Annotated in this window: 30 protein-coding genes; 29 read left to right on the forward strand and 1 reads right to left on the reverse strand. The window is 40.8% G+C overall.

What is annotated here, in order from left to right:
• Positions 1–129 precede the first annotated feature (129 nt).
• The 24 genes from MK405_RS09300 (at position 130) to gap (ending at position 20,865) form a co-directional block, all read left to right on the forward strand.
• The gene (locus MK405_RS09300; RefSeq protein ID WP_268704872.1) at positions 130–495 is read left to right on the forward strand and encodes a DUF1033 family protein; all 366 of its coding nucleotides are present in this window, start codon (positions 130–132) and stop codon (positions 493–495) included.
• A 61-nt stretch (positions 496–556) separates the two neighbouring features.
• Entirely contained in the window at positions 557–1,498 is a 942-nt protein-coding gene (gene comGA, locus MK405_RS09305) for a competence type IV pilus ATPase ComGA (protein ID WP_268704873.1), read from the forward strand.
• On the forward strand, positions 1,446–2,462 hold the full coding sequence (gene comGB / locus MK405_RS09310) for a competence type IV pilus assembly protein ComGB (protein WP_268704890.1): 1,017 nt from the start codon (positions 1,446–1,448) through the stop codon (positions 2,460–2,462). Before comGA ends, comGB begins: the two co-directional genes overlap by 53 nt.
• Position 2,463: 1 nt before the next feature.
• The gene (gene comGC / locus MK405_RS09315) at positions 2,464–2,787 is read left to right on the forward strand and encodes a competence type IV pilus major pilin ComGC (protein ID WP_049484517.1); all 324 of its coding nucleotides are present in this window, start codon (positions 2,464–2,466) and stop codon (positions 2,785–2,787) included.
• Entirely contained in the window at positions 2,750–3,184 is a 435-nt protein-coding gene (gene comGD, locus MK405_RS09320) for a competence type IV pilus minor pilin ComGD (protein WP_268704874.1), read from the forward strand. Before comGC ends, comGD begins: the two co-directional genes overlap by 38 nt.
• On the forward strand, positions 3,147–3,449 hold the full coding sequence (comGE, locus tag MK405_RS09325; RefSeq protein ID WP_268704875.1) for a competence type IV pilus minor pilin ComGE: 303 nt from the start codon (positions 3,147–3,149) through the stop codon (positions 3,447–3,449). The genes comGD and comGE overlap by 38 nt, the downstream gene beginning before the upstream one ends.
• Positions 3,412–3,873 (forward strand): competence type IV pilus minor pilin ComGF, encoded by a 462-nt coding sequence (comGF, locus tag MK405_RS09330; RefSeq protein WP_268704876.1) that lies wholly within the window; start codon positions 3,412–3,414, stop codon positions 3,871–3,873. The genes comGE and comGF overlap by 38 nt, the downstream gene beginning before the upstream one ends.
• The gene (gene comGG, locus MK405_RS09335; protein WP_268704877.1) at positions 3,851–4,264 is read left to right on the forward strand and encodes a competence type IV pilus minor pilin ComGG; all 414 of its coding nucleotides are present in this window, start codon (positions 3,851–3,853) and stop codon (positions 4,262–4,264) included. Before comGF ends, comGG begins: the two co-directional genes overlap by 23 nt.
• A 32-nt stretch (positions 4,265–4,296) precedes the next feature.
• A complete protein-coding gene (locus MK405_RS09340; protein ID WP_268704878.1) occupies positions 4,297–4,887 on the forward strand; it encodes a class I SAM-dependent methyltransferase in 591 nt (196 codons plus the stop codon).
• A 58-nt stretch (positions 4,888–4,945) separates the two neighbouring features.
• Entirely contained in the window at positions 4,946–5,899 is a 954-nt protein-coding gene (locus MK405_RS09345; protein WP_268704879.1) for a class I SAM-dependent methyltransferase, read from the forward strand.
• A gap of 50 nt (positions 5,900–5,949) precedes the next feature.
• Entirely contained in the window at positions 5,950–7,140 is a 1,191-nt protein-coding gene (locus tag MK405_RS09350; RefSeq protein WP_268704880.1) for an acetate kinase, read from the forward strand.
• 149 nt (positions 7,141–7,289) lie between these two features.
• Positions 7,290–7,661: a ribonuclease P protein component gene (gene rnpA / locus MK405_RS09355; protein ID WP_000748120.1), complete on the forward strand. Its 372-nt coding sequence runs from the start codon at positions 7,290–7,292 to the stop codon at positions 7,659–7,661.
• Positions 7,636–8,463: a membrane protein insertase YidC gene (locus tag MK405_RS09360; protein ID WP_220107348.1), complete on the forward strand. Its 828-nt coding sequence runs from the start codon at positions 7,636–7,638 to the stop codon at positions 8,461–8,463. The genes rnpA and MK405_RS09360 overlap by 26 nt, the downstream gene beginning before the upstream one ends.
• Before the next feature lie 14 nt (positions 8,464–8,477).
• Positions 8,478–9,464, forward strand: coding sequence for an RNA-binding cell elongation regulator Jag/EloR (gene jag / locus MK405_RS09365; RefSeq protein WP_268704881.1), 987 nt, complete (start codon positions 8,478–8,480; stop codon positions 9,462–9,464).
• A 55-nt stretch (positions 9,465–9,519) separates the two neighbouring features.
• Positions 9,520–10,143, forward strand: a complete 624-nt coding sequence (locus MK405_RS09370) for an HI_0552 family protein (RefSeq protein WP_268704882.1) — start codon at positions 9,520–9,522, stop codon at positions 10,141–10,143.
• Positions 10,144–10,261: 118 nt separating this feature from the next.
• Positions 10,262–12,238: a transketolase gene (gene tkt, locus MK405_RS09375; RefSeq protein WP_268704883.1), complete on the forward strand. Its 1,977-nt coding sequence runs from the start codon at positions 10,262–10,264 to the stop codon at positions 12,236–12,238.
• Positions 12,239–12,355: 117 nt separating this feature from the next.
• On the forward strand, positions 12,356–12,676 hold the full coding sequence (gene yajC / locus MK405_RS09380; RefSeq protein WP_001069055.1) for a preprotein translocase subunit YajC: 321 nt from the start codon (positions 12,356–12,358) through the stop codon (positions 12,674–12,676).
• Positions 12,677–12,723: 47 nt separating this feature from the next.
• Positions 12,724–13,167: a low molecular weight protein-tyrosine-phosphatase gene (locus tag MK405_RS09385; RefSeq protein WP_268704884.1), complete on the forward strand. Its 444-nt coding sequence runs from the start codon at positions 12,724–12,726 to the stop codon at positions 13,165–13,167.
• A complete protein-coding gene (locus MK405_RS09390) occupies positions 13,154–13,567 on the forward strand; it encodes an MORN repeat-containing protein (RefSeq protein ID WP_000413196.1) in 414 nt (137 codons plus the stop codon). The genes MK405_RS09385 and MK405_RS09390 overlap by 14 nt, the downstream gene beginning before the upstream one ends.
• 296 nt (positions 13,568–13,863) lie before the next feature.
• Positions 13,864–16,515: a bifunctional acetaldehyde-CoA/alcohol dehydrogenase gene (gene adhE, locus MK405_RS09395; protein WP_268704885.1), complete on the forward strand. Its 2,652-nt coding sequence runs from the start codon at positions 13,864–13,866 to the stop codon at positions 16,513–16,515.
• Between the two features lie 132 nt (positions 16,516–16,647).
• A complete protein-coding gene (locus tag MK405_RS09400) occupies positions 16,648–17,559 on the forward strand; it encodes a helix-turn-helix domain-containing protein (protein ID WP_268704886.1) in 912 nt (303 codons plus the stop codon).
• 176 nt (positions 17,560–17,735) lie between these two features.
• Positions 17,736–18,419 carry an ABC transporter ATP-binding protein gene (locus tag MK405_RS09405; protein ID WP_009067988.1) on the forward strand — a complete coding sequence of 228 codons (684 nt, stop codon included), beginning with the start codon at positions 17,736–17,738 and terminating at the stop codon, positions 18,417–18,419.
• Positions 18,388–19,689 carry an ABC transporter permease gene (locus tag MK405_RS09410; RefSeq protein ID WP_268704887.1) on the forward strand — a complete coding sequence of 434 codons (1,302 nt, stop codon included), beginning with the start codon at positions 18,388–18,390 and terminating at the stop codon, positions 19,687–19,689. The genes MK405_RS09405 and MK405_RS09410 overlap by 32 nt, the downstream gene beginning before the upstream one ends.
• Before the next feature lie 165 nt (positions 19,690–19,854).
• Positions 19,855–20,865, forward strand: coding sequence for a type I glyceraldehyde-3-phosphate dehydrogenase (gap, locus tag MK405_RS09415; RefSeq protein ID WP_000260673.1), 1,011 nt, complete (start codon positions 19,855–19,857; stop codon positions 20,863–20,865).
• A 71-nt stretch (positions 20,866–20,936) separates the two neighbouring features.
• On the opposite strand, the gene MK405_RS09420 is transcribed toward gap, so the two are convergent.
• Complete coding sequence (locus tag MK405_RS09420; RefSeq protein ID WP_326845816.1) at positions 20,937–21,812, reverse strand: RluA family pseudouridine synthase; 876 nt, start codon at positions 21,810–21,812, stop codon at positions 20,937–20,939.
• 86 nt (positions 21,813–21,898) lie between these two features.
• Between MK405_RS09420 and pbp2a the strand changes: the two genes are divergently transcribed.
• The 5 genes from pbp2a to MK405_RS09445 all read left to right on the forward strand — a co-directional run bounded on the left by pbp2a (position 21,899) and on the right by MK405_RS09445 (position 25,667).
• Entirely contained in the window at positions 21,899–24,094 is a 2,196-nt protein-coding gene (gene pbp2a / locus MK405_RS09425) for a penicillin-binding protein PBP2A (RefSeq protein ID WP_268704888.1), read from the forward strand.
• A 52-nt stretch (positions 24,095–24,146) separates the two neighbouring features.
• Positions 24,147–24,299 carry a 50S ribosomal protein L33 gene (gene rpmG, locus MK405_RS09430; RefSeq protein WP_001809375.1) on the forward strand — a complete coding sequence of 51 codons (153 nt, stop codon included), beginning with the start codon at positions 24,147–24,149 and terminating at the stop codon, positions 24,297–24,299.
• 9 nt (positions 24,300–24,308) lie between these two features.
• On the forward strand, positions 24,309–24,485 hold the full coding sequence (secE, locus tag MK405_RS09435) for a preprotein translocase subunit SecE (RefSeq protein ID WP_000505776.1): 177 nt from the start codon (positions 24,309–24,311) through the stop codon (positions 24,483–24,485).
• Between the two features lie 51 nt (positions 24,486–24,536).
• Positions 24,537–25,073: a transcription termination/antitermination protein NusG gene (nusG, locus tag MK405_RS09440; RefSeq protein ID WP_000376732.1), complete on the forward strand. Its 537-nt coding sequence runs from the start codon at positions 24,537–24,539 to the stop codon at positions 25,071–25,073.
• Positions 25,074–25,193: 120 nt separating this feature from the next.
• A complete protein-coding gene (locus MK405_RS09445; protein WP_268704889.1) occupies positions 25,194–25,667 on the forward strand; it encodes a sigma-70 family RNA polymerase sigma factor in 474 nt (157 codons plus the stop codon).

Genomic DNA, 25,667 nt, shown 5'->3' on the forward strand with positions numbered 1-25,667 from the left:
AGGACTCCTATTTTTATTATCAGATGAAAATAATAGGATTAAAGAAATTTCTAATGGGGGAAACAAGCAAAATCCTTTTCTTGTATTAAAAAATTAGATATAATATACGGTACAAAGGAAGTAGTAAGAATGTATCGTGTTATAGAAATGTACGGAGATTTTGAACCGTGGTGGTTCATAGAAGGTTGGGAAGAAGATGTCATCATGAGTCAATCTTTTGACAAGTATTATGATGCTCTAAAATATTATAAATCATGCTGGTTTGCGCTGGAAAAGAAGAATCCTCTTTATAAGAGTCGAAGTGATTTGATGACTATTTTTTGGGATCCTGCCGACCAACGCTGGTGTGATGAGTGCGATGAGTATTTGCAGCAGTACCATTCTTTGGCACTTTTACAGGATGAGCAAGTCATCCCCGATGAAAAGCTACGTCCAGGCTACGAAAAACAAACAGGTCAAGAAAAGCACCGTTCTTGCCGTATGAAATGGAGATAAAAAGTAACTTTTTAAGTTGCTTTTTTTATTTTTTTGCGAATAGTTAGATAAGGAGGGCGGTATGGTACAAGAAATTGCACAGAAAATTATTGCTACTGCGAAAGAAAAGAAGGCCCAGGATATCTATTTTATCCCCAAGGAAAAGTCCTACGAGCTTCACATGCGGGTTGGAGACGAACGGTGTCTCGTTGACTCCTATGAGTTTGATGTTTTAGCTGCTGTGATTAGTCATTTTAAGTTTGTAGCGGGTATGAACGTAGGAGAGAAGAGGCGTAGTCAGCTGGGCTCTTGTGATTATCAGTATGACGAAAAGGTTTCTTCTCTGCGTTTGTCCACCGTGGGAGATTATCGGGGGCATGAGAGTTTGGTCATTCGTTTGTTACACGATGAGGAACAGGAACTGCATTTCTGGTTTCAGGATATGAACGAACTGGGCGAGCAGTACAGGCAACGGGGCCTCTATCTATTTGCAGGTCCAGTCGGCAGTGGTAAGACAACACTGATGCACGAATTGGCCAAGTCTCTCTTTAAAGGACAGCAGGTTATGTCCATTGAAGATCCTGTCGAGATCAAGCAGGAAGACATGCTCCAGTTGCAGTTGAATGAGGCGATTGGCTTGACCTATGAAAATCTCATCAAACTATCTCTCCGACATCGTCCTGACCTCTTGATTATCGGAGAAATTCGGGACAGCGAGACAGCGCGTGCAGTGGTCAGAGCCAGTTTGACAGGTGCAACGGTCTTTTCAACCATTCATGCCAAGAGTATCCAAGGTGTTTATGAACGCCTTCTGGAGTTGGGTGTGACGGAGGAGGAACTAGCAGTTGTTCTGCAAGGCGTCTGCTACCAGAGATTAATCGGGGGAGGAGGAATCGTTGACTTTGCAAACAAAGACTATCAAGAACACCAGCCAACTAGCTGGAATGAGCAGATTGATCAGCTTCTTAGAGATGGACGTATCACAAGTCTTCAGGCTGAAACGGAAAAAATTAGCTACAGCTAAGCAGAAGAAAATCATCACCCTGTTTAACAATCTCTTCTCCAGTGGCTTTCATTTGGTGGAAATTATTTCTTTCTTGGGCAGAAGTGCTTTGCTGGAAAAGGACTATGTGGCCCAGATGCACCAAGGATTGTCTCATGGGAAATCTTTCTCAGAAATGATGAACAGCTTGGGTTTTTCAAGTGCTATTGTGACCCAATTATCTCTAGCTGAAGTGCATGGAAATCTCCACCTGAGTTTGGGAAAGATAGAAGAATATCTGGATAATTTGTCCAAGGTCAAGAAGAAGTTAATCGAAGTGGCGACTTATCCTCTGATTTTGCTGGGATTTCTCCTGCTAATCATGCTGGGGCTCAGGAATTATTTGCTCCCTCAACTGGACAGTAGCAATATCGCCACCCAAATCATTGGCAATCTGCCACAAATATTTCTGGGACTAGTGTTGATTTGCTCTCTGCCTCTACTTTCAGCCTCCACTTTCTACAAAAGAAGTTCCAAGATGCGGGTTTTCTCGATGTTGGCACGGGTTCCCTTTCTAGGAATATTTGTCCAGACCTATCTGACAGCTTATTATGCGCGTGAATGGGGCAATATGATTTCACAGGGGATGGAGCTGACGCAGATTTTTCAGATCATGCAGGAACAAGGCTCCCAGCTCTTTAAAGAAATCGGTCAAGAACTGGCTCAAGCCCTGCAAAATGGCCGTGAATTTTCTCAAACCATAGCGACCTATCCTTTCTTTAAGAAGGAGTTGAGTCTCATCATCGAGTATGGGGAAGTCAAGTCCAAGCTGGGGAGTGAGTTGGAAATCTATGCTGAAAAAACTTGGGAAGCTTTTTTTACCCGAGTTAATCGTACCATGAATCTGGTACAGCCACTGGTTTTTATCTTTGTGGCCCTGATTATCGTTTTACTTTATGCGGCAATGCTTATGCCCATGTATCAAAATATGGAGGTAAATTTTTAAAATGAAAAAATTCATGACAAAACTAAAAAAAGCTAAGGTTAAAGCTTTCACTTTGGTAGAAATGCTAGTCGTCCTTTTAATCATCAGCGTTCTTCTCTTGCTCTTTGTGCCCAATTTGACCAAGCAAAAGGATGCCGTAGATGACAAAGGAAAAGCTGCTGTTGTCAAGGTCGTGGAAAGCCAGGCAGAACTTTATCGTTTGGATAAAAATGATGATGCCAGCCTCAGCAAATTACAAGCGGACGGTCGTATCACTGCTGAGCAAGCCAAAGCTTATAAAGACTACCATGCAAAACAAAAAACAAGCCAAACCGTTGCAGATTAAGGCCTTTACTATGCTGGAAAGTCTCTTGGTTTTGGGACTTGTGAGTATCCTTGCCTTGGGCTTGTCCGGCTCAGTTCAGTCCAGTTTTGCAGCGGTAGAAGAGCAGATTTTCTTTATGGAGTTTGAAGAACTCTATAGGGAAACGCAAAAACGCAGTGTTGCTAGTCAGCAAAAAACCAGTCTGAACTTAGATGGACAGACGATCAGCAATGGCAATCAAAACTTGACCGTTCCAAAAGGAATTCAGGCACCATCAGGACAAAGCATTATATTTGATCGAGCTGGGGGCAATTCGTCCCTGGCTAAGGTTGAATTTCAGACTAGCAAAGGAGCGATTCGCTATCAATTATATCTAGGAAATGGGAAAATTAAACACATTAAGGAAACTAAAAATTAGGGCAGTGATCTTACTAGAAGCAGTAATAGCGCTAGCCATATTTGCCAGCATTGCGACCCTCCTCTTGGGACAAATTCAGAAAAATAGACGAGAAGAGGCAGAAATCTTGCAAAAAGAGGAAGTCTTACGTGTGGCGAAGATGGCCCTGCAGACAGGGCAAAATCAAGTGAAGGTAAATGGAGTGGAGATTCAGGTGTTTTCTAGTGAAAAGGGATTGGAGGTTTACCATGGTTCAGAGAAGTTGCTCGACCTTAAAGAGCAGTAAGGTAAGAGCGTTCACTCTTTTAGAATCTCTGATTGCCCTTATCGTCATTAGCGGAGGCTTACTCCTTTTTCAAGCTATGAGTCAGCTCCTCATTTCAGAAGTTCGTTACCAGCAGCAAAGCGAGCAAAAAGAGTGGCTCTTGTTTGTGGATCAGCTGGAGACGGAGTTAGAGCGTTCGCAGTTCGAAAAGGTGGAAGGCAATCGCATCTACATGAAACAGGATGGTAAGGCTATCGCTATGGGTAAGTCTAAATCGGATGATTTTCGGAAGACTGATAGCAGTGGCCGGGGCTATCAGCCTATGGTTTATGGACTTAAATCCACTCAGATTACAGAGACAAATCACTTGGTTCGCTTTCATTTTCAGTTTCAAAAAGGCTTAGAAAGGGAATTCATCTATCGTGTGGAAAAAGAAAAAGGTTAAGGCAGGCGTTCTCTTATACGCAGTCACCATGGCAGCCATTTTTAGCCTTTTGTTGCAGTTTTATTTGAACCGGCAAGTAGCCCATCACAAAGACTTTGCCCTAAATAAAGAAAAGTTGGCTGCTTTTGCCATGGCCAAGCGAAGCAAAGAGAAGGTTGAGCAAAAAAGTGGGGAACGAGTCTTCAACTTAGGAAAAGTCAGGTATCATAATACGAAAACAGGTTTTGCAACAAGTGTTCGTATGAATAAGGGCAACTATGAATTTCTCTTTCCTCCGATGAAAAACCAAGAAAAGAAAACAGATAAAAGGGAAGAGGTAGCGACTGATTCAAGCAATCAAGCAGGGAAGAAAAAATCAGAAGAAAAGCCTGAAAAGAAAGACAAATCCTAGTCAATTCAACTTCTTTGTGCTAAACTAAAAGCATGAAACATGATTTTAATCACAAAGCAGAAACATTTGATTCGCCTAAAAATATCTTTCTTGTAAATTTGGTTTGTCAAGCAGTTGAAAAACAGATTGCTCTTCTATCAGACAAGGAAATATTGGACTTTGGCGGTGGGACGGGTCTTTTAGCTTTGCCCCTGGCTCAGCAGGCCAAGTCGGTTACCCTTGTAGACATTTCAGAGAAAATGCTGGAGCAAGCCCGTTTGAAAGCAGAGCAACAAGACATCAAGAATATTCAGTTTTTGGAGCAAGATTTACTGGCAAATCCCTTGGAACATCAATTTGACCTGATTGTTGTCAGTCGGGTTCTTCATCATATGCCTGATCTAGATGCGACTCTTGCCATGTTTCACCATCACCTTAGGGAGAATGGACAAGTCCTCATTGCTGATTTTGTCAAGACAGATACCAATCATCATGGTTTTGATTTAGCTGAACTGGAAACCAAGCTCGCCCAGTTTGGTTTTTCAAGAATTGACAGTCAGATCCTCTATAGTGCTGAAGGTCTTTTCCTAGGAAATTACGCAGAACTCTTTTTAACAGTAGCCCAAAAATCACTCGCTGATTAAAGCAGTGATTTTTTCTCTTCAGATGGAAAAAAGGAGGGAAATTTGATAAGATAGGAATATGGATTTTGAAAAAATTGAACAAGCTTATACGTATTTACTAGAGAATGTCCAAGTCATCCAAAGTGATTTGGTGACCAACTTTTATGATGCCTTGGTAGAGCAAAATAGTATCTATCTAGATGGCGAGACCGAGCTAGAGCAGGTCAAGGAGAACAATCAAGCCCTTAAACGCTTAGCGCTTCGCAAGGAAGAGTGGCTCAAGACCTACCAGTTTCTCTTGATGAAGGCAGGACAAACGGAACCTTTACAGGCCAATCACCAGTTTACACCAGATGCCATTGCCCTCCTCTTGGTACTTGTTGTAGAAGAGTTGTTTAAACAAGAGAAAATTAGCATCCTCGAAATAGGTTCTGGTATGGGGATTTTGGGGGCTACTTTCTTGACTTCCCTCTCTAAAAAAGTAGATTACTTGGGAATCGAAGTGGATGACTTGCTGATTGATTTGGCAGCTAGTATGGCAGATGTGATCGGTTTACAAGCTGGTTTTGTCCAAGGAGATGCCGTTCGTCCGCAAATGCTTAAAGAAAGCGACGTGGTCATCAGCGACTTGCCTGTTGGTTATTACCCAGACGATGCCATCGCTTCGCGCTATCAAGTGGCTTCTAGTCAAGAACATACCTATGCCCATCATCTGCTCATGGAGCAAGGCCTCAAGTACCTTAAGTCAGATGGTTATGCTATTTTTCTAGCTCCTAGTGATTTATTGACAAGTCCTCAAAGTGACTTATTAAAAGGGTGGCTCAAAGACGAAGTGAGTCTGGCTGCTATCATCGCTCTGCCAGAGGATATTTTCTCAACTGCAAGCCAAGCTAAAAGTATTTTTGTCTTACAGAAGAAAAGAGATAAAGAAATAGAACCCTTTGTCTATCCTCTTACTAGCTTGCAAGATCCGTCAGTTTTGTTGACCTTTAAAGAAAATTTTCAAAATTGGAGCAAAGGTACTGAAATATAAAAGAGATTTTGTTATAATAGATGAAAACGCTTAAAAAGAGGTATCATCTTATGACAAAAACAATTGCAATCAATGCAGGAAGTTCAAGCTTGAAATGGCAACTTTATCAAATGCCTGAGGAAAAAGTTTTGGCTAAAGGCTTGATTGAACGTATTGGATTGAAAGATTCAATTTCAACAGTAAAATTTGACGGTCGTTCGGAGCAACAAATTCTTGATATTGAAGACCATACACAAGCCGTTAAAATTTTATTGGATGACTTGATTCGTTTTGACATTATCAAAGGGTACGACGAAATTACAGGTGTCGGCCACCGCGTCGTTGCAGGTGGTGAATATTTCAAGGAATCAACAGTTGTTGAGGGAGATGTGATAGAAAAAGTTGAGGAATTGGGACTCTTGGCTCCTCTTCACAATCCAGCTAACGCAGCTGGAATTCGCGCATTTAAGGAATTGCTTCCAGATATTACCAGTGTTGTTGTATTTGATACTTCATTCCACACAACCATGCCAGAGAAGGCTTATCGCTATCCTCTACCAACTAAATACTACACAGAAAACAAGGTTCGTAAATACGGTGCTCATGGTACAAGCCACCAGTTTGTCGCAGGAGAAGCAGCGAAACTTTTGGGCCGTCCTCTAGAAGATTTGAAATTGATTACCTGCCATATTGGTAACGGGGCTTCTATCACAGCTGTTAAGGGTGGGAAGTCTGTGGATACTTCTATGGGATTCACACCACTCGGCGGTGTGATGATGGGAACTCGTACAGGGGATATTGACCCTGCTATCATCCCTTATCTCATGCAATATACAGAGGATTTCAATACCCCAGAAGATATTAGTCGTGTTCTCAATCGTGAATCAGGGCTCATGGGAGTTTCTGGTCAGTCAAGCGATATGCGTGATGTGATTGCTGCCATGGAAGCAGGAGACCATGATGCGACTTTGGCTTATGAAATGTATGTTGATCGTATCCAAAAACATATCGGCCAGTACCTTGCAGTCCTAAATGGAGCAGATGCGATTATCTTCACAGCAGGTATCGGTGAAAATGCAGTAGATTTCCGTGAGGATGTCATTTCAGGTATCTCTTGGTTTGGTTGTGATGTAGATCCAGAAAAGAATGTCTTTGGCGTAACGGGAGACATCTCAACGGATGCAGCGAAAATCCGTGTCTTGGTTATTCCAACAGATGAAGAATTGGTGATTGCACGCGATGTTGAGCGCTTGAAAAAATAAGTAAATGCACATAAAATTTGATTGTAGAAAGAAGTTGGGGAAGAGATTTTCCAGCTTTTTTTATGCAGAAAATGTCTAAAACCTTGCTGTTATTGGCTTTTTCAAAAAATATGGTATAATAGTAGTAATTTAATAGATGGAGTTGAGTTTTGAAGAAAAGCTTTCGTGTAAAAAGAGAGAAAGATTTTAAGGCGATTTTCAAGGACGGAACAAGTTTTGCCAATCGAAAATTTGTTGTCTACCAATTGGAAAACCAGCAAAACCATTTTCGAGTAGGACTGTCCGTCAGCAAAAAGCTGGGGAATGCAGTTACCAGAAATCAAATTAAGAGACGAATCCGACACATTCTACAAAGTGTAAAAGGGAGTTTAGTAGAGCATGTTGATTTTGTCGTGATTGCCCGAAAAGGGGTGGAAACCTTGGAATATGCAGAGATGGAGAAAAATCTACTCCACGTATTAAAGTTATCAAAGATTTACCAGGAAGGAAATGGGAGTGAAAAAGAAACTACAGTTGACTAGTTTGTTGGGCTTGTCCTTGTTTATCATGACAGCCTGTGCAACAAATGGTACAGCTAGCGATATAACAGCAGATTCGACAGACTTTTGGAGCAAATTCGTCTATTTTTTTGCTGAAATTATCCGCTTTTTGTCCTTTGACATTAGTATCGGAGTGGGGATTATCCTCTTCACAATCTTGATTCGGACGATTCTATTACCGGTCTTTCAGACACAGATGGTTGCCTCTAGAAAAATGCAAGAGGCTCAACCACGCATCAAGGCTTTGCGAGAGCAATATTCGGGTCGTGATATGGAAAGTAGAACCCAGCTAGACCAGGAGATGCGCAAGGTTTATAAAGAGTTAGGGATCAAGCATTCATCCTCTCTCTGGCCGATTTTAATACAAATGCCGGTTCTCTTGGCACTCTTTCAAGCCTTGAGTCGAGTAGACTTTTTGAAAACGGGTCACTTTTTATGGATTAATTTAGGAGGAGTAGATACAAGTTTTGTCCTTCCGATTTTGGCAGCAGTCTTTACTTTCTTGAGTAGCTGGTTATCGAATAAAGCTTTATCTGAAAAAAGTGGAGCTACGACAGGGATGATGTATGGTATGCCTGTATTGATTTTTATTTTTGCCATCTCCGCCCCAAGTGGTGTAGCCTTGTACTGGGCTGTGTCCAATGCTTACCAAGTTCTGCAAACCTATTTCTTGAACAATCCTTTCAAGATTATTGCTGAAAGAGAAGCAGTGGCGCAAGCAGAAAAAGATTTAGAAGGTAAGAAGAGAAAAGCCTTGAAAAAAGCACAGAAAAAGAAAAAATAAGGAGGAATCTTGTAATGGTATTATTTACAGGTTCAACGGTTGAAGAAGCAATCCAAAAAGGATTGAAAGAATTAGACATTCCAAGAATGAAGGCCCACATCAAGGTTGTTTCGAAAGAGAAAAAAGGATTCTTAGGCTTGTTTGGTAAGAAGCCAGCTCAAGTTGATATCGAAGCGATTAGTGAAACGACAGTGATCAAAGCCAATCAGCAGGCCGTCAAGGGTGTTCCAAAAGAAGTTAATGAAAAAAATGAACCAGTGAAAACCGTCAGCGAAGCAACTGTTGATTTGGGGCATGTAGTGGAAGCCATCAAGAAGATTGAAGAAGAAGGTCAAGGTGTCTCTGAAGAGGTCAAGGCTGAAATCCTGAAAAATGAAAAGCATGCCAGCACGATTTTGGAAGAAACAGGTCATATTTCAATTTTAAATGAACTTCAAGCAGAAGATGTTATTGAGGAAGTGGAATCTGCTCCGGAAAAAGAAACTGAAACGCAGGAAGCAGCAAGCCAATCGTTGGAAGACTTGGGCTTAAAAGTAGAGCCAAGTTATGATATCGAACAAGTGGCAACTGAAGTAGCTAACTACGTTCAAACCATTGTAGATGATATGGATGTTGAAGGGACGATTTCGAGCGACTACAATCGCCGTACCATTAATCTTCAAATTGACACTAATGAACCAGGTCGTATTATCGGCTACCACGGAAAAGTCTTGAAAGCTCTTCAACTGTTAGCGCAAAATTACCTTTATAATCGCTATTCAAGAACCTTCTACATCACAATCAATGTCAATGATTACGTTGAACACCGTGCAGAAGTCTTACAAACCTACGCTCAAAAATTGGCGACTCGCGTTTTAGAAGAAGGACGTAGCCAGCAAACAGATCCAATGTCAAATAGCGAACGCAAGATTATCCATCGCATTATTTCACGCATGGATGGCGTAACGAGTTACTCTGAGGGTGATGAGCCAAATCGCTATGTTGTCGTAGATGCAGAATAAACAAAGCAAAATCAGGTTCGTCCTGATTTTTTGCTAGGAAAGGAAAGATTCAGATATGCTGAAAGCAGTTAGAGAATACCTATCATTTGCAGGGGTCCAGTATCGTAATCCTGATAAAGCTGGCGATGAAAGAGAAAAGATGCTGGACTTGCGGCAAAAAGGCCAAGAGGCTCGGAAGTCTTTTACAGAACTGGCCAAAACCTTTCAAGCTAGTCATCCAGAATGGCAATTGCAACAGACTAGTCAGTGGATGAACCAAGCGCAGCGTTTGCGACCGCATTTCTGGGTTTATCTACAGAGAGATGGACAAGTGACAGAACCTATGATGGCTCTTCGTTTGTATGGAACACCTGCTGACTTTGGGATTTCTTTAGAGGTCAGTTTCATCGAGCGTAAGAAAGACGAACAGACCTTAGGCAAGCAAGCCAAGGTTTTAGAAATTCCAGTGGTAGAAGGAATTTATTATCTAGTCTACTCAAATGGGGAAAGTCATAAGATGGAGGCTACTGAGGAGAACCGTCGTACTTTACGCGAGAAGGTGAGAAGTCAGAAAGCCCGAAAAGTCTTAGTCAAGTCAGATGTTTCCCTCATTGAAAATCAGTCAGTAGAAGCGATATTGGAGAAGCTAGAAGACGCTTATACTCGCTTGCTTCCGTACTATGAAGTGACGAGGGAATAGACAAATCAAACGGGTTAGATGAACACAAATTGTTTTATTGCTATTCCATGCATTTTTTCATATAATAGTAAAATAGGATGTGTGATTCATTAATCACCTCAAAGAGAAAGGAAATTCTATGTCAAATCTATCTGTTAATGCAATTCGTTTTCTAGGTATTGACGCCATCAACAAAGCAAACTCAGGTCACCCAGGGGTGGTTATGGGGGCTGCTCCAATGGCCTATAGCCTCTTTACAAAACAACTTCGTATCAATCCAGCCCAACCAAACTGGATCAACCGCGACCGCTTTATTCTTTCAGCAGGACACGGATCTATGCTTCTCTATGCCCTTCTTCACCTTTCTGGTTTTGAAGATGTTAGCATGGATGAAATCAAGAGTTTCCGCCAATGGGGTTCTAAAACACCTGGTCACCCAGAATTTGGTCATACAGCAGGGGTTGACGCTACAACTGGTCCTCTAGGACAAGGGATCTCTACTGCTACTGGTTTTGCCCAAGCAGAACGTTTCCTTGCGGCGAAGTATAACCGTGAAGGCTTCAATATCTTTGACCACTATACTTATGTGATCTGTGGAGACGGAGACTTGATGGAAGGTGTCTCCAGTGAGGCAGCTTCATACGCAGGCTTGCAAAAACTCGACAAGTTGGTGGTTCTTTATGATTCAAATGACATCAACTTGGATGGTGAGACAAAGGATTCCTTTACAGAAAGTGTTCGTGACCGTTACAATGCCTATGGTTGGCATACAGCCTTGGTTGAAGATGGAACAGACTTGGAAGCAATCCATGCGGCTATCGAAGCAGCTAAAGCTTCAGGAAAACCATCTTTGATTGAAGTGAAGACTGTGATTGGATACGGTTCTCCAAACAAACAAGGAACCAATGCTGTACACGGTGCTCCTCTTGGTGCGGACGAAACTGCAGCAACTCGTCAAGCCCTCGGTTGGGACTATGAACCATTTGAAATTCCAGAACAAGTTTATGCTGATTTCAAGGAAAATGTTGCAGACCGTGGTGCATCAGCCTATGAAGCATGGACAAAACTAGTCGCTGACTATAAAGAAGCGTATCCAGAACTGGCTGCAGAAGTAGAAGCTATTATCGACGGACGTGATCCAGTTAAAGTGACTCCAGCAGACTTCCCAGCCTTAGAAAATGGTTTCTCTCAAGCAACTCGTAATTCAAGTCAGGATGCTTTGAATGTTGTCGCTGCTAAGTTGCCAACTTTCCTAGGTGGATCAGCTGACCTCGCTCACTCAAACATGACTTATATCAAAACGGATGGACTTCAAGACGACGCTAATCGCTTGAACCGCAACATTCAGTTTGGTGTTCGTGAATTTGCTATGGGAACGATTTTGAACGGGATGGCCCTTCACGGTGGACTTCGTGTATACGGTGGTACTTTCTTCGTTTTCTCTGACTATGTGAAAGCAGCTGTCCGCTTGTCAGCCTTGCAAGGACTTCCAGTGACTTATGTCTTTACCCACGATTCAATCGCAGTTGGGGAAGATGGTCCAACTCACGAACCAGTTGAACACTTAGCAGGTCTTCGTGCTATGCCAAATCTCAATGTTTTCCGCCCAGCAGATGCGCGTGAAACTCAAGCAGCTTGGTATCTTGCCGTGACAAGCGAAAAAACACCAACTGCCCTTGTCTTGACACGTCAAAATTTGACTGTCGAAGAGGGAACAGACTTTGACAAAGTTGCGAAAGGTGCCTATGTCGTCTATGAAAATGCAGCAGACTTTGATACGATTTTGATTGCAACAGGTTCAGAGGTGAATTTGGCGGTCGCAGCTGCCAAAGAATTGGCTAGTCAAGGCGAAAAAGTCCGCGTAGTCAGCATGCCATCTACAGATGTCTTTGATAAACAAGATGCAGCATACAAGGAAGAAATCCTTCCAAATGCAGTTCGCCGTCGTGTTGCAGTCGAAATGGGTGCAACTCAAAACTGGTACAAATATGTTGGTCTTGATGGTGCAGTTCTCGGTATTGATACTTTCGGAGCATCTGCCCCAGCACCAAAAGTATTAGCAGAGTACGGATTTACGGTAGAGAATCTAGTCAAAGTCGTTCAAAACTTGAAATAATCACAAAAATCAGAGTGAAAACTCTGATTTTTTATAACCATAAAAACAAGGTACAACCTTGTAAAAGTAGCTGAAATTTGATATAGTAGTCCTATGTAAAATACAAAGGAGAAAATAATGAATCCAAATATTACTTTTTTAATCATGCTTGTAGGTATGATGGCCTTGATGTTCTTTATGCAACGTTCTCAAAAGAAACAAGCTCAAAAGCGTATGGAAAGCTTAAATAAACTTCAAAAAGGCTATGAAGTTATTACAATTGGCGGCCTTTACGGAACAGTGGATGAAGTAGACACTGAGAAGAGAACAATCGTACTTGATGTAGATGGCGTTTATTTGACTTTTGAATTGGCTGCTATCAAGACCGTTTTGCCACTCAAAGAAGCTGTGACACCAGAAGGAACAGTTGTTGACGAAGGCGGAGCAATCGAAGAATAAAACGGGACCTGTCACTCCCGTTTTTCTATGAAGTAAGAGGAAAAGGGATGAGAAAAATAGTATTTGTGTGCTTAGGAAACATCTGCCGTAGCCCCATGGCAGAGTTTGTAATGAAATCCATGACGAGCGATTACCAGGTTGAGAGTCGTGCGACTTCATCTTGGGAACATGGTAATCCGATTCATAAGGGAACGCAGGGGATTTTCCGGCAGTATCAGATTCCTTATGACAAAGACAAAACATCACTCCAGATTCGTAGAGAAGATTTTGAATCGTTTGATTACATTATCGGTATGGATGCTTCAAACGTTTCAGATCTGCGTCAAATGTGTCCTCAGGAATTGCAACATAAGATCTACCCTTTTGCATCTGAAAGTGTTCCAGATCCTTGGTATACAGGAGATTTTGAGGAAACCTATGCTCGCATCACAAGTGGATGTCGAAGCTGGCTAGATCGATTAGAAAATGAGAGTGACAATGGAAAAGCTTAAACAAATCTATGAAAAGTATAGAGTTTACCTAACTCGCCCTAGGCTAGAGTTCATTGCAGTAGTCGTAATTGCACTCTGTGCCCTTTCAGTATTTCTACTAAATACACCTAAAAAGGGTGCCCTGACACTTGATGGCGGTGCCCTTGTTTATGATGGTACCCTGGTACGAGGAAAAATGAATGGCCAAGGCACTCTGACCTTTGAAAATGGAGACCAATATACAGGTGATTTCAATAATGGAGCCTTTAATGGAAAAGGGACTTTCCAATCAAAAGATGGCTGGAAATACGAAGGTGATTTTGTAAATGGTCAGGCTGAAGGTCAAGGGAAGTTGACTACAGAGCAAGAGGTTGTTTATGAAGGGACCTTTAAACAAGGCGTTTTTCAGCAAAAACAGTAGTCTCCAAGTTAGGAGACTATTTTTAAAACCAAAATAGAAAACGCTTTCTTGCCTTGAATTCGATAAATAGCTATCAACTAGAGAAAACTTTGTGAAATAAAAAAATATTTTTCATAATTTCACAATCGTCCAGTCAAAACTCTATTGTACGGGTTAATTGAGAAAAAGTTCACAAACTTAGAAAAATTCTTTGTGAAATACTTATGAAACTGTTTACAAAGCATAAAAAAAGAGTTATAATAAACTTGTGAAAAAATTAACAAAGGATAATATCCTTAAAGGCTATGGAGGATAATATGGCTGATAAAAAAACAGTAACACCAGAGGAAAAACAACTTGCTGCTGAAAAGCATGTCGACGGTCTCGTGAAAAAAGCCTTGGTTGCGCTTGATGAAATGCGCAAGTTGAATCAAGAGCAAGTTGACTACATCGTAGCAAAAGCGTCTGTTGCAGCACTTGACGCGCATGGTATCCTTGCACAACACGCAGTTGAAGAAACTGGTCGTGGTGTATTTGAAGATAAGGCGACAAAAAATCTATTTGCCTGTGAACACGTAGTGAACAATATGCGTGGAGTTAAAACAGCTGGAGTTATCGAAGATGATCCAATTACAGGTTTGACGAAGATTGCGGAGCCAGTCGGAGTTATTTGTGGTATCACTCCAACAACAAACCCAACTTCAACAGCAATTTTTAAATCATTGATTGCCTTGAAGACACGTAACCCAATCGTTTTCGCCTTCCACCCATCAGCTCAAGAATCTTCTGCTCATGCTGCACAAATCGTTCGTGATGCAGCCATAGCAGCCGGTGCACCTGAAAACTGTGTTCAATGGATTACAGAGCCATCTATGGAAGCAACTGGAGCACTTATGAACCATGAAGGTGTTGCGACTATCCTCGCAACTGGTGGGAATGCTATGGTTAAAGCTGCATACTCATGTGGAAAACCAGCTCTTGGGGTAGGTGCCGGAAACGTTCCTGCCTATGTAGAAAAATCTGCTGACCTTCGCCAAGCTGCTCATGATATCGTTATGTCTAAATCATTTGATAATGGGATGGTCTGTGCATCAGAACAAGCGGTTATCATTGATAAGGAAGTATATGACGAATTTGTAGAAGAATTCAAATCATACCATACTTACTTTGTCAACAAGAAAGAAAAAGCGCTTTTGGAAGAATTCTGTTTTGGTGCAAAAGCTAACAGCAAGAACTGCGCCGGTGCTAAACTAAACGCAAACATCGTTGGTAAACCAGCAGCATGGATTGCTGAACAAGCAGGATTTAGCGTTCCAGAGGGGACAAACATCTTGGCTGCTGAATGTGCAGAAGTTGGAATTAAAGAACCATTGACTCGTGAAAAATTATCACCTGTTATTGCAGTTTTGAAAGCTGAAGATACTGAAGATGGACTTAAAAAAGCTCGTCAAATGGTTGAATTTAATGGTCTAGGACACTCAGCTGCTATCCATACAAAAGACGAAGCTCTTGCAAAACGTTTCGGTACGGAAATAAAGGCAATGCGTATTATCTGGAACTCTCCATCTACCTTTGGTGGTATCGGTGATGTATACAACGCCTTCATTCCATCATTAACACTTGGATGTGGTTCATATGGACACAACTCAGTCGGTGATAACGTAAGTGCGATCAACCTTCTAAACATCAAGAAAGTAGGAAAACGTAGAAATAATATGCAATGGTTTAAAGTTCCTTCAAAAATCTACTTCGAACGTAACTCAATCCAATACCTTCAAACTTGCGAAGGTATCGAACGTGTCATGATTGTTACCGATAAATCAATTGAAAAACTCGGTTTTGTACAACGTGTGATTGACCAATTGAATCTTCGTAAAAACAAAGTCACGATTCAAGTCTTCTCAGATGTTGAACCAGATCCAGATATCACAACAGTTCGTCGTGGTGTTGAAGTAATGCGTTCGTTTGAACCAGACACTATCATTGCCCTTGGTGGTGGTTCACCAATGGATGCAGCTAAAGGTATGTGGATGTTCTATGAACAGCCAGACGTTGACTTCGGTGACCTCGTTCAAAAATTCATGGATATCCGCAAACGTGCCTTCAAATTCCCATCACTTGGTAAGAAAGCACAATATATCGGTATTCCAACAACATCTGGTACAGGTTCAGAAGTAACACCGTTTGCAGTTATCTCTGACAAGGCAAACAACCGGAAATACCCAATCACTGACTACGCTTTGACACCAACCATTGCAATTGTTGACCCTGCTTTGGTAGAATCTGTTCCAGCATTTATTGCTGCTGACACAGGTATGGATGTCTTGACACACGCAACTGAAGCTTATACTTCTAACTTTGCCAATGACTATACAGATGGTATTGCTCTTCAAACCATCAAGTTAGTCTTCAAATACTTGGAAAAATCTGTAAAAACAGCTGACCCAGAAGCCCGTGAAAAGATGCATAATGCCTCTACAATGGCTGGTATGGCCTTTGCAAATGCCTTCCTTGGAATGAGTCACTCAATGGCGCATAAGATTGGTGCTGTTCACCACACCATTCACGGACGTACAAATGCTATTTTACTTCCTTATGTTATCCGTTATAATGGAACTCGTCCATCTAAAACTACAACATGGCCTAAGTACAATTACTGGAAAGCTGATGAAAAATTCCAAGATATCGCTCGTATGCTAGGTCTTCCTTGCTCAACACCAGAAGAAGCGGTTGAAGCTTATGCCAAAGCAGTTTACGATCTTGGTGAAGCAGTTGGAATCACAATGAACTTCAAAGGCTTTGGTATCGATGAAAAAACTTGGAAAGACAGCTTGCATGAGATTGCCTTACTTGCTTACGAAGATCAATGTTCACCTGCAAACCCACGCTTGCCGATGGTAGCTGACATGGAAGAAATCATGGCAGATGCTTACTATGGTTATGCAGAACGTCCAGGACGTCGTAAATAATCGTTTATCAGCCTAGAGGCAGGAGTTATCCTGTCTCTTTTTTGTACATTTTCTTGAAAAATGTTATAATAAGTGTATATATTTGTTTGACTATCAAAGTTTTTGTATTGAGCCGAGGGAGAAATGTAAGAGATGAATGATTTAGGGGAAAAGATAAGACTCCTTAGAGAGGAGAAAGGTCTTAGTCGTCCAGTTTTTTGTGGAGATGAGTCAGAGTTATCCGTTCGTCAGTTGGTACGCATTGAAAAAGGAGAATTTCGTCCTACTATAAAAACACTAGAATACATTGCAGATAAGCTAGACATCCCATCCTATGCCTTGATGCCAGACTATAAGGAATTACCGAAGCGTTATCAAGAATTAAAGTACTTTCTTCTTCATCATCCTGACTATGGAGACAAAGAGTTGCAAGAGCAGAAGGAAGAATATTTTGATGAGATTTTTGAATGTTTTTATGATGATTTGCCACGTGATGAGAAAGTGGTAGTGGATTGTCTTCAAGCTATAGATGAGGTGAGGGCGACTAGTAATTCCTTATACGGAAGTAGTGTGATTGAGGGTGGTCTTCAAGACTTACTATCCAGAGATGTATACAGGGCTGAGGAATTGTTGAAATTGAGACTGTATTTCAACTGTCAGTTAATGGATGGTTTAAATGTGGGTGAGATAAAAAAATCTGAGCATGAAACCATTCTTTGTTTTCATGACAAACTAATTTCTCAGGTTGATAAGATAGAGTTCGATTGTTTGGACTTGCTTAGAGATTCCTTGTTAGCTTCTTTAGCTTGTATAGAAATTATGGGGCTGTTTCATTATTTTAAGAGAGCAGTTGAGACCTTAAATAAAATAGGACAGAAAACACGAGATTTTCAAAAACAACCAATTGTCTTGATGGTGGAGTGGAAATATTATATTCAGATGGATTATGAAACAGCCAAACAAAAGTATGAAGAAGCAAAAATGATGGCAAGGATGTTTGGTAATGAGCAGTTACTAATTAGTTTAGACAATGAATGGGCTGAGGACCTAAAAAGATATTGTTAAATTGTTTATAGGAGTGACATTTCTGTCATTGGAGGAATGTCGCTTTTTTGTTACAATAAATTCGAAAAAAGAAGGAATTTTTTTTGAATCTGATTCTGTTAGATTAATTTATATTAGCATTGTTTATTGTAGTTTGTAACGGTTCACGATATCACAAGTGATTAAAGGAGATTGTAATGTCCATTTTATCCATTAAAAATATTTCAAAATTTTACGTTTTGGATGGGAATAATAAAGAGCAGGCTCTAAGGAATATTAACCTACAGATTGCTGAAGGGAAAATCACTGCGATTTATGGTCCGTCAGGATGTGGAAAAACCAGTCTATTAAATATTATCAGCGGTTTAGATAGGGAGTACGAGGGAATTTTAGACTTTAAAGGAGAGTCTCTCAAGGAATTGTCAGAGGTTGAATTGACGCAATTTCGCAAAGACAACATTGGGTTTGTCTTTCAAAACTTCAATCTCATCCCCCATCAATCTGTTTTGGATAATGTTAAGTTGCCTCTCTATGTCAAAGATTTATCGGATAAAGAAATGACAAGAATAGCCCAAGAACAACTTCATAATTTAGGGATGGAGCCTTTTATGGCTAAGAATGTTAAACAGCTCTCTGGTGGACAAAAACAACGTGTAGCCATTGCGCGTGCTCTGGTAAACCAACCAGATATGATTGTAGCTGATGAACCAACTGGATCGCTCGATTCTCAATCTCAAGAGATGGTTTTAGAAGTGTTCAAAAATTTGGCCCAAGCTGGGAAAACAGTACTGATTGTTACTCATAACCCAGAGGTTACTGAATATGCAGATGTGATTATCAAAATGAAGGATGGTGAAGTCGTTGAAGAAGTCAAAAAATAAAGGATTGTCCTTTAAAAACAAATTCAAACTTTCTTTAAGTAACTTTTTGGAAAGAAAGTGGCGTAACTTGCTGATTGCAGTAGCGACCTCGATTGGTTTTGTAGGTGTATTGGTTTCGTTTGGGTTAGGAAATGCCTTGATTTCGATGATTGATGAAAATACCAACGGGGGGAAGCTCCCTTCCCAAGTTCAGATTGCGCTGAATTCTAGTGTTGCTGGCAGAGGTTTTTTGAACCAAGATGATAAGAACTATATCGTGGATACGATTGGGAAAGAAAATATTAAATATCTAGAAAGTCCTTTTGGCATGACCATGTCAAAGATTAGCATAGACGGACACGAAGTAGAATTTAGCCAATCTATGCCTTCTTATGCTCAAGTCGTGAGTTTGTATGAAGATACAAGTATTTCTGTTAGTAGCAATGAAAAAGAAAAAGTGTTAGCAGGCACTCTTTATACGGATGTTAACGAGCAGGGATTGACGATTCCGATGAGTTTGCTCAAAAATTGGAATGAACAAACAGGGGAAAATCTGACAGCTAGTGATGTTATTGGCAAGCCAGTTTCAGCAACCATTGTAGAAAATGCTGCTGAAGGTAGCAAGTTGGCAGGTTTTCAAACTCATATTGTGCGTGTCATCAATGACGAAGATGATGCAGAGGATAGCAATAGTTTCATGGCTTCCAACCAGATGGAAACTATTTTAAAAGAAGCTGAATTTACAAAGGCTGTATCCTATTTTATTCTGGAACTTAAAGATCCTTCTCGTACGAAAACAGTAATAGAAGAATTGCAGAAAAATAAGAAGTATACAGTTCTTTCTCAACAGGCCGTTCTTGATATTGTGATTACCTTTATTCGTGTCATTCAGGGATTACTGATTGTGCTTTCTTCACAAGCGATTGTGGTGGCAGCAGTTATGATAGGGATCATTATTTACATCAATATCATGCAACGTTCTAAGGAAATTGGTGTCATGAAGACGGTTGGCTATCAAAATAGAGATGTGAAAGGAATCTTTATCTACGAAGCACTTTGGATTGTAGGGATCGCCTTGCTAATAGCCTTTATCATTGCACAAGGACTAGGAAGCCTATCGAATATTATTGTCCACCATTTCTATCCGTCTATCTCTAAAGTTTTTGAATTAAATCTTCTCTCCGTTTCAGGAACTCTTATTTTTGCTTTGTTTCTTGGCTATATTTCAGCCTACTTCCCAGCACGTAAGATTAGTAAAATGGATTCAGTGGAATCCTTACGCTATGAGTAGGGAAAGAAGTTTATCAAAAAGAAACTGACAGAGAAAATCAACGCCCGTACTTGCAATTAAACTCAAATAGTTATATAATAGGTGTGTTGAAAGGTGATTTGTAGTGATTCAAGTTACTCTTTTCACAATAAAATTTTCATGATTTTCATAAGGAGGAAATCACTAATGGTAGTTAAAGTTGGTATTAACGGTTTCGGACGTATCGGTCGTCTTGCTTTCCGCCGTATCCAAAACGTAGAAGGTGTTGAAGTTACTCGCATCAACGACCTTACAGATCCAGTGATGCTTGCACACTTGTTGAAATACGATACAACTCAAGGTCGTTTCGACGGTACTGTAGAAGTTAAAGAAGGCGGATTTGAAGTTAACGGTAAATTCGTTAAAGTTTCTGCTGAACGTGATCCAGAACAAATCGACTGGGCTAACGACGGTGTAGAAATCGTTCTTGAAGCAACTGGTTTCTTTGCTACTAAAGCAGCTGCTGAAAAACACTTGCACGCTGGTGGTGCTAAGAAAGTTGTTATCACTGCTCCTGGTGGATCAGATGTTAAAACAGTTGTATTTAACACTAACCATGATATTCTTGATGGTACTGAAACAGTTATCTCAGGTGCTTCATGTACTACAAACTGTTTGGCTCCAATGGCTAAAGCTCTTCATGACAACTTCGGTATCGTTGAAGGTTTGATGACTACTATCCACGGTTACACTGGTGACCAAATGGTTCTTGATGGACCACACCGTAAAGGTGACCTTCGCCGTGCTCGTGCTGCTGCAGCTAACATCGTTCCTAACTCAACTGGTGCTGCTAAAGCAATCGGTTTGGTTATCCCTGAATTGAACGGTAAATTGGATGGAGCTGCTCAACGTGTTCCTGTTCCAACAGGTTCTGTAACTGAATTGGTAGCAGTTCTTGATAAGAACGTTACTGTTGATGAAGTAAACGCAGCTATGAAAGCAGCTTCTAACGAATCATACGGTTACACTGAAGATCCAATCGTATCTTCTGATATCGTAGGTATGTCATTCGGTTCATTGTTTGACGCAACTCAAACTAAAGTTCTTGACGTTGACGGTAAACAATTGGTTAAAGTTGTTTCATGGTATGACAACGAAATGTCTTACACTTCACAACTTGTTCGTACTCTTGAATATTTTGCAAAAATCGCTAAATAATTCTTGAGTCGATAAAAAAGCAAGGCTTTCTGGCCTTGCTTTTTTTGTATATATAAGAATAGATGATAATGTCATCCATTCTTTTTTAATTCTTTTTCAAAAGTATCCGATAGAACAGTGAAACTCAATTTTTCTAAGGTGAGTGGATGGGTAAAAGAAAGGCGAAAGGCGTGAAGCATAAGCCGGCTTGCTTTTGATTTACTATTATAGAGAGGGTCGCCCAAGATAGGATGCTTGTGATGAGAGAGGTGAACACGAATCTGATGCGTTCGACCGGTCTTTAGCTTGCAACGAACAAGAGCTGTTTTGTTTGGGAATTGCTTTAATCGATTGATATGCGTTTCAGCATATTGCCCATTTTTGGGATCTACTACTCGTTTTCTGCGATCATGTCGATCACGGCCAATTTTATCTCGAAAGATAAGTTCTTTACTCTCTACTCGTTCTTCTACGAGTGCCCAGTACTCGCGAGCGATGTCTTTTTTCTCCAACAAGCGATTGAGGATGGGCAGGATAAAAGGATTTTTAGCAAAAAGCACTAGTCCACTGGTTTCCATATCTAGACGATGAACGACATAGCAAGTTTGCCCAACGTAGGCAGAGACATGGTTGAGAAGGGCGATCTCCTTGGGTTGATTCCCATGCGTTTTCATTCCTTCTGGTTTGTTGACGATAATAAGATGTTGGTCTTGATAAACTTCTTGAACGAGGTCTGGATTTCCCCAAAGGATTTCTTTGGGGGGATAATCTTCCTCGTCAAAAGTCAATTGGCAAATATCCCCTGCTTTGACTATCTCGTTCCAGTGAACTTCTTCGTGGTTAATTAAGATGTTCTTCTTGGTTCTCAAAAAATGACGGATTTTTCTAGGGATGAGGAGTTGTTCCTCTAGAAATTGTTTGACCGTCATTTGAGGCAAGGCTTCGGGTAATGTAAATGTGAATTGCATACAGATATTGTAACAAAAAAAGTCCTATTTGGATAGGGAGTAGCTAAATTCTTGAGTTACTATGGTGAAGATGATAAAATAAACGCATGAAATTAGATAAATTATTTGAGAAGTTTCTTTCTCTCTTTAAAAAAGAAACGAATGAATCCACGGAGTCTGATTCGACTAGCATGCGTCGTTCTCGGAGCGATAGAAAAAAATTGTCCCAAGTAGGGCCAATTCGGAAATTTTGGCGTCGTTATCATCTGACAAAGATCGTCATCATTTTAGGGTTAAGTGCAGGTTTGCTAGTAGGAACCTACCTATTTGCGATAGCCAAGTCTACCAATGTCAATGACTTGCAAAATGCCTTGAAAACGCGAACTCTGATTTTTGACCGCGAAGAAAAAGAGGCAGGAGCCCTATCAGGTCAAAAGGGAACCTATGTTGAACTGACAGATATCAGTAAAGACTTGCAAAATGCTGTCGTCGCGACAGAGGACCGTTCCTTTTATAAAAATGATGGGGTTAACTACGGTCGTTTCTTTCTAGCCATCCTTACAGCGGGTCGTTCTGGAGGGGGGTCCACCATCACTCAACAGTTGGCAAAAAATGCCTATCTTTCTCAGGACCAGACCGTTGAACGGAAGGCCAAGGAGTTTTTCCTTGCCTTAGAGTTGACCAAGAAATACAGTAAGGAGCAAATCCTTACTATGTACCTCAATAACGCCTATTTTGGAAATGGGGTATGGGGGGTTGAAGATGCAAGTAAGAAATATTTCGGTGTATCGGCTTCACAACTAACGCTTGATCAGGCGGCAACTCTAGCAGGGATGCTCAAGGGGCCAGAATTGTATAATCCATTAAATTCTGTTGAAACTTCAACCAACCGTAGGGATACTGTTTTGCAAAATATGGTTGCAGCGGGTTATATTGATAAAAATCAAGAGACCGAAGCAGCTGGAGCAGATATGGCTTCTCAACTGCAAGATAAGTATGAAGGGAAGATTTCGGATTATCGTTACCCGTCCTATTTTGATGCAGTTGTCAACGAAGCAGTTTCCAAGTACAATCTCACAGAAGAGGAAATTGTCAACAACGGCTATCGAATCTATACAGAACTTGACCAAAACTACCAAGCCAACATGCAGGTTGTTTACGAAAATACCTCACTATTTCCAAAGGCAGAAGACGGAACACATGCTGAATCAGGTAGTGTTGCTTTAGAGCCTAAAACAGGTGGGGTGCGTAGCGTTGTTGGTAGCGTAGCTGGCGATGACAAACCAGGCTTCCGCAATTTCAACTATGCCACTCAGTCTAAGCGTAGCCCAGGCTCAACTATCAAACCTTTAGTGGTTTATACGCCTGCAGTAGAAGCAGGATGGGCCTTAAACAAGCAACTGGATAATCATACGATGCAGTACGATAGTTATCAAGTAGACAATTATGCAGGGATTAAGACTTCTCCTGAAGTGCCTATGTATCAGGCTTTGGCGGAATCACTCAATTTACCGGCAGTTGCGACTGTAAATGCATTAGGTATTGACAAAGCTTTTGACGCTGGGGAGAGATTTGGCCTGAATATGGAAAATGTTGATCGAGTTCTTGGAGTCGCTCTCGGTGGAGGTGTAGAGACGAATCCCCTCCAGATGGCACAAGCCTATGCAACCTTTGCTAATGAAGGTTTGATGCCTGAAGCGCATTTTATCACTCGTATTGAAAATGCCAGTGGTCAGGTCATCAAGAGTCATAAAAACTCCCAAAAACGAGTGATTGATAAGTCTGTAGCTGATAAAATGACCAGTATGATGCTAGGAACATTTACCAATGGTACAGGAATTAGTTCGTCGCCAACAGATTATGTTATGGCTGGAAAGACAGGTACTACTGAGGCCGCTTTTAATTCAGTATATACTAGTGACCAGTGGGTGATTGGTTATACTCCAGATGTGGTAATTACCCACTGGCTCGGCTTCCCGACGACGGATGAGAACCATTATCTAGCAGGTTCGACCTCAAATGGAGCAGCCCATGTCTTTAGAAGTATGGCTAATACCATTTTGCCATACACTCCAGGTAGCGCTTTTACAGTTGAGAATGCTTATAAACAAAATGGGATTGAACCAGAAAATACGAAAAAGCAAGTTGTTGAAAATGGGACAAACCAGTCTGAGGATCCGATAGCGGATATTCGTAGTCGTGCACAAAATCTTGTAGATGAAGCAGGACGTGCGATTTCAGAAGCTAAAATAAAAGAAAAAGCCCAGACAATATGGGACTCAATCCTTAATCTATTTCGTTAAGAGGCTTGTCAAAGCCTAGGTTTCTTGTTATAATAGATAAGATGGAGGCGTTATGGCACTAAAAAAAGCAAGCCTAGCTTGTGCAGTTTGTGGTTCAAGAAATTATTCAATCAAAATTAGTGGGAACCCCAAGCCAACACGACTAGAAGTAAATAAATTTTGTAAACATTGTGGGAAATATACGACACATAGAGAAACAAGATAGGAGAGAACGATGGGTTTTATTAAGGATATTTTTAAACTTCTTAAAGAAACAACGTGGCCAACTCGCAAGGAAAGCTGGAGAGATTTTCGCTCTATTATGGAATACACAGCCTTCTTTGTGGTCATCATTTACATTTTTGACCAGTTGATTGTTTCAGGTTTGATTCGATTTATTAACATTTTTTAGAAGAAAGGCAGAGAGCTTCTGCTAATTTCTTCTATTATGAAAGGAAATATCATGGATAGTTTTGACAAAGGATGGTTTGTTCTACAAACTTATTCTGGCTATGAAAATAAGGTAAAAGAAAATCTATTGCAACGTGCGCAAACGTATAACATGTTGGATAATATTCTACGCGTTGAGATTCCAACACAAACCGTGCAAGTTGAGAAAAATGGAAAGAAAAAGGAAGTTGAAGAGAATCGCTTTCCAGGTTATGTCCTTGTAGAAATGGTCATGACAGATGAAGCATGGTTCGTCGTTCGAAACACACCTAACGTAACAGGATTCGTCGGCTCACACGGGAACAGATCAAAACCAACTCCACTATTGGAACAAGAAATCCGTGATATCTTGGTTTCAATGGGACAAACTGTTCAAGAGTTCGATATTGACGTTGAAGTTGGACAGACAGTCCGCATTATTGATGGCGCTTTTGCAGACTACACAGGGAAAATTACTGAAATTGATAACAACAAAGTGAAGATGATTATCTCTATGTTTGGTAATGATACGATTGCAGAAGTGAATCTCAACCAAATTGCAGAATTATAACCCCAGAGAGGCTTTGCCTCTCTTTTTATGTGCCGTTGAGGGAGGAAGAAGTATAGAATAGAGGAAGTAGACCCAGGGGTTCACGCATTTTGCTAAACTAAATGCAGAAAGGAGAGGTCTATGAATCTAAAAGACTTATATGAAGAAAGTAAGGGAATCGTCCATAAGTGTCGCAAAGATTATCATTTGCATCTGTGGGAGAAAGAGGACTGGGATCAGGAAGGCATGTTATGCCTGTATGATCTGGTGAGCCGTAATCCAGAGTTATTAGAGGGCGAGCGCCATCGACTTTATGTCTGCTTTAAAACAAAGTTTAGAAATCGTATCCTAGATTACATCCGTAAACAGGAAAGCCACAAGCGTCGTTTTGACAAAGAACCCTATGAAGAGGTGAGTGAGATTAGCCATCGTCTAGGAGAAAAGGGGCTCAGACTGGATGATTATTATCTCTTTCACGAACTTCTAAAGACTTACAAATCCAAGCAAAGTGAGGAAAAACAAGAGTTAGTGGACCGTCTCATGGGAGGAGAAGTCTTTAGAGGACGTAAAGCTCTCCTGAGAGAACTTTCCCTTATCTTTTCAGAATTTCGGTAA

It is taken from the genome of Streptococcus oralis (assembly GCF_026782345.1).
In the GTDB taxonomy this organism is placed as follows: Bacteria; Bacillota; Bacilli; order Lactobacillales; family Streptococcaceae; genus Streptococcus; species Streptococcus oralis_CK.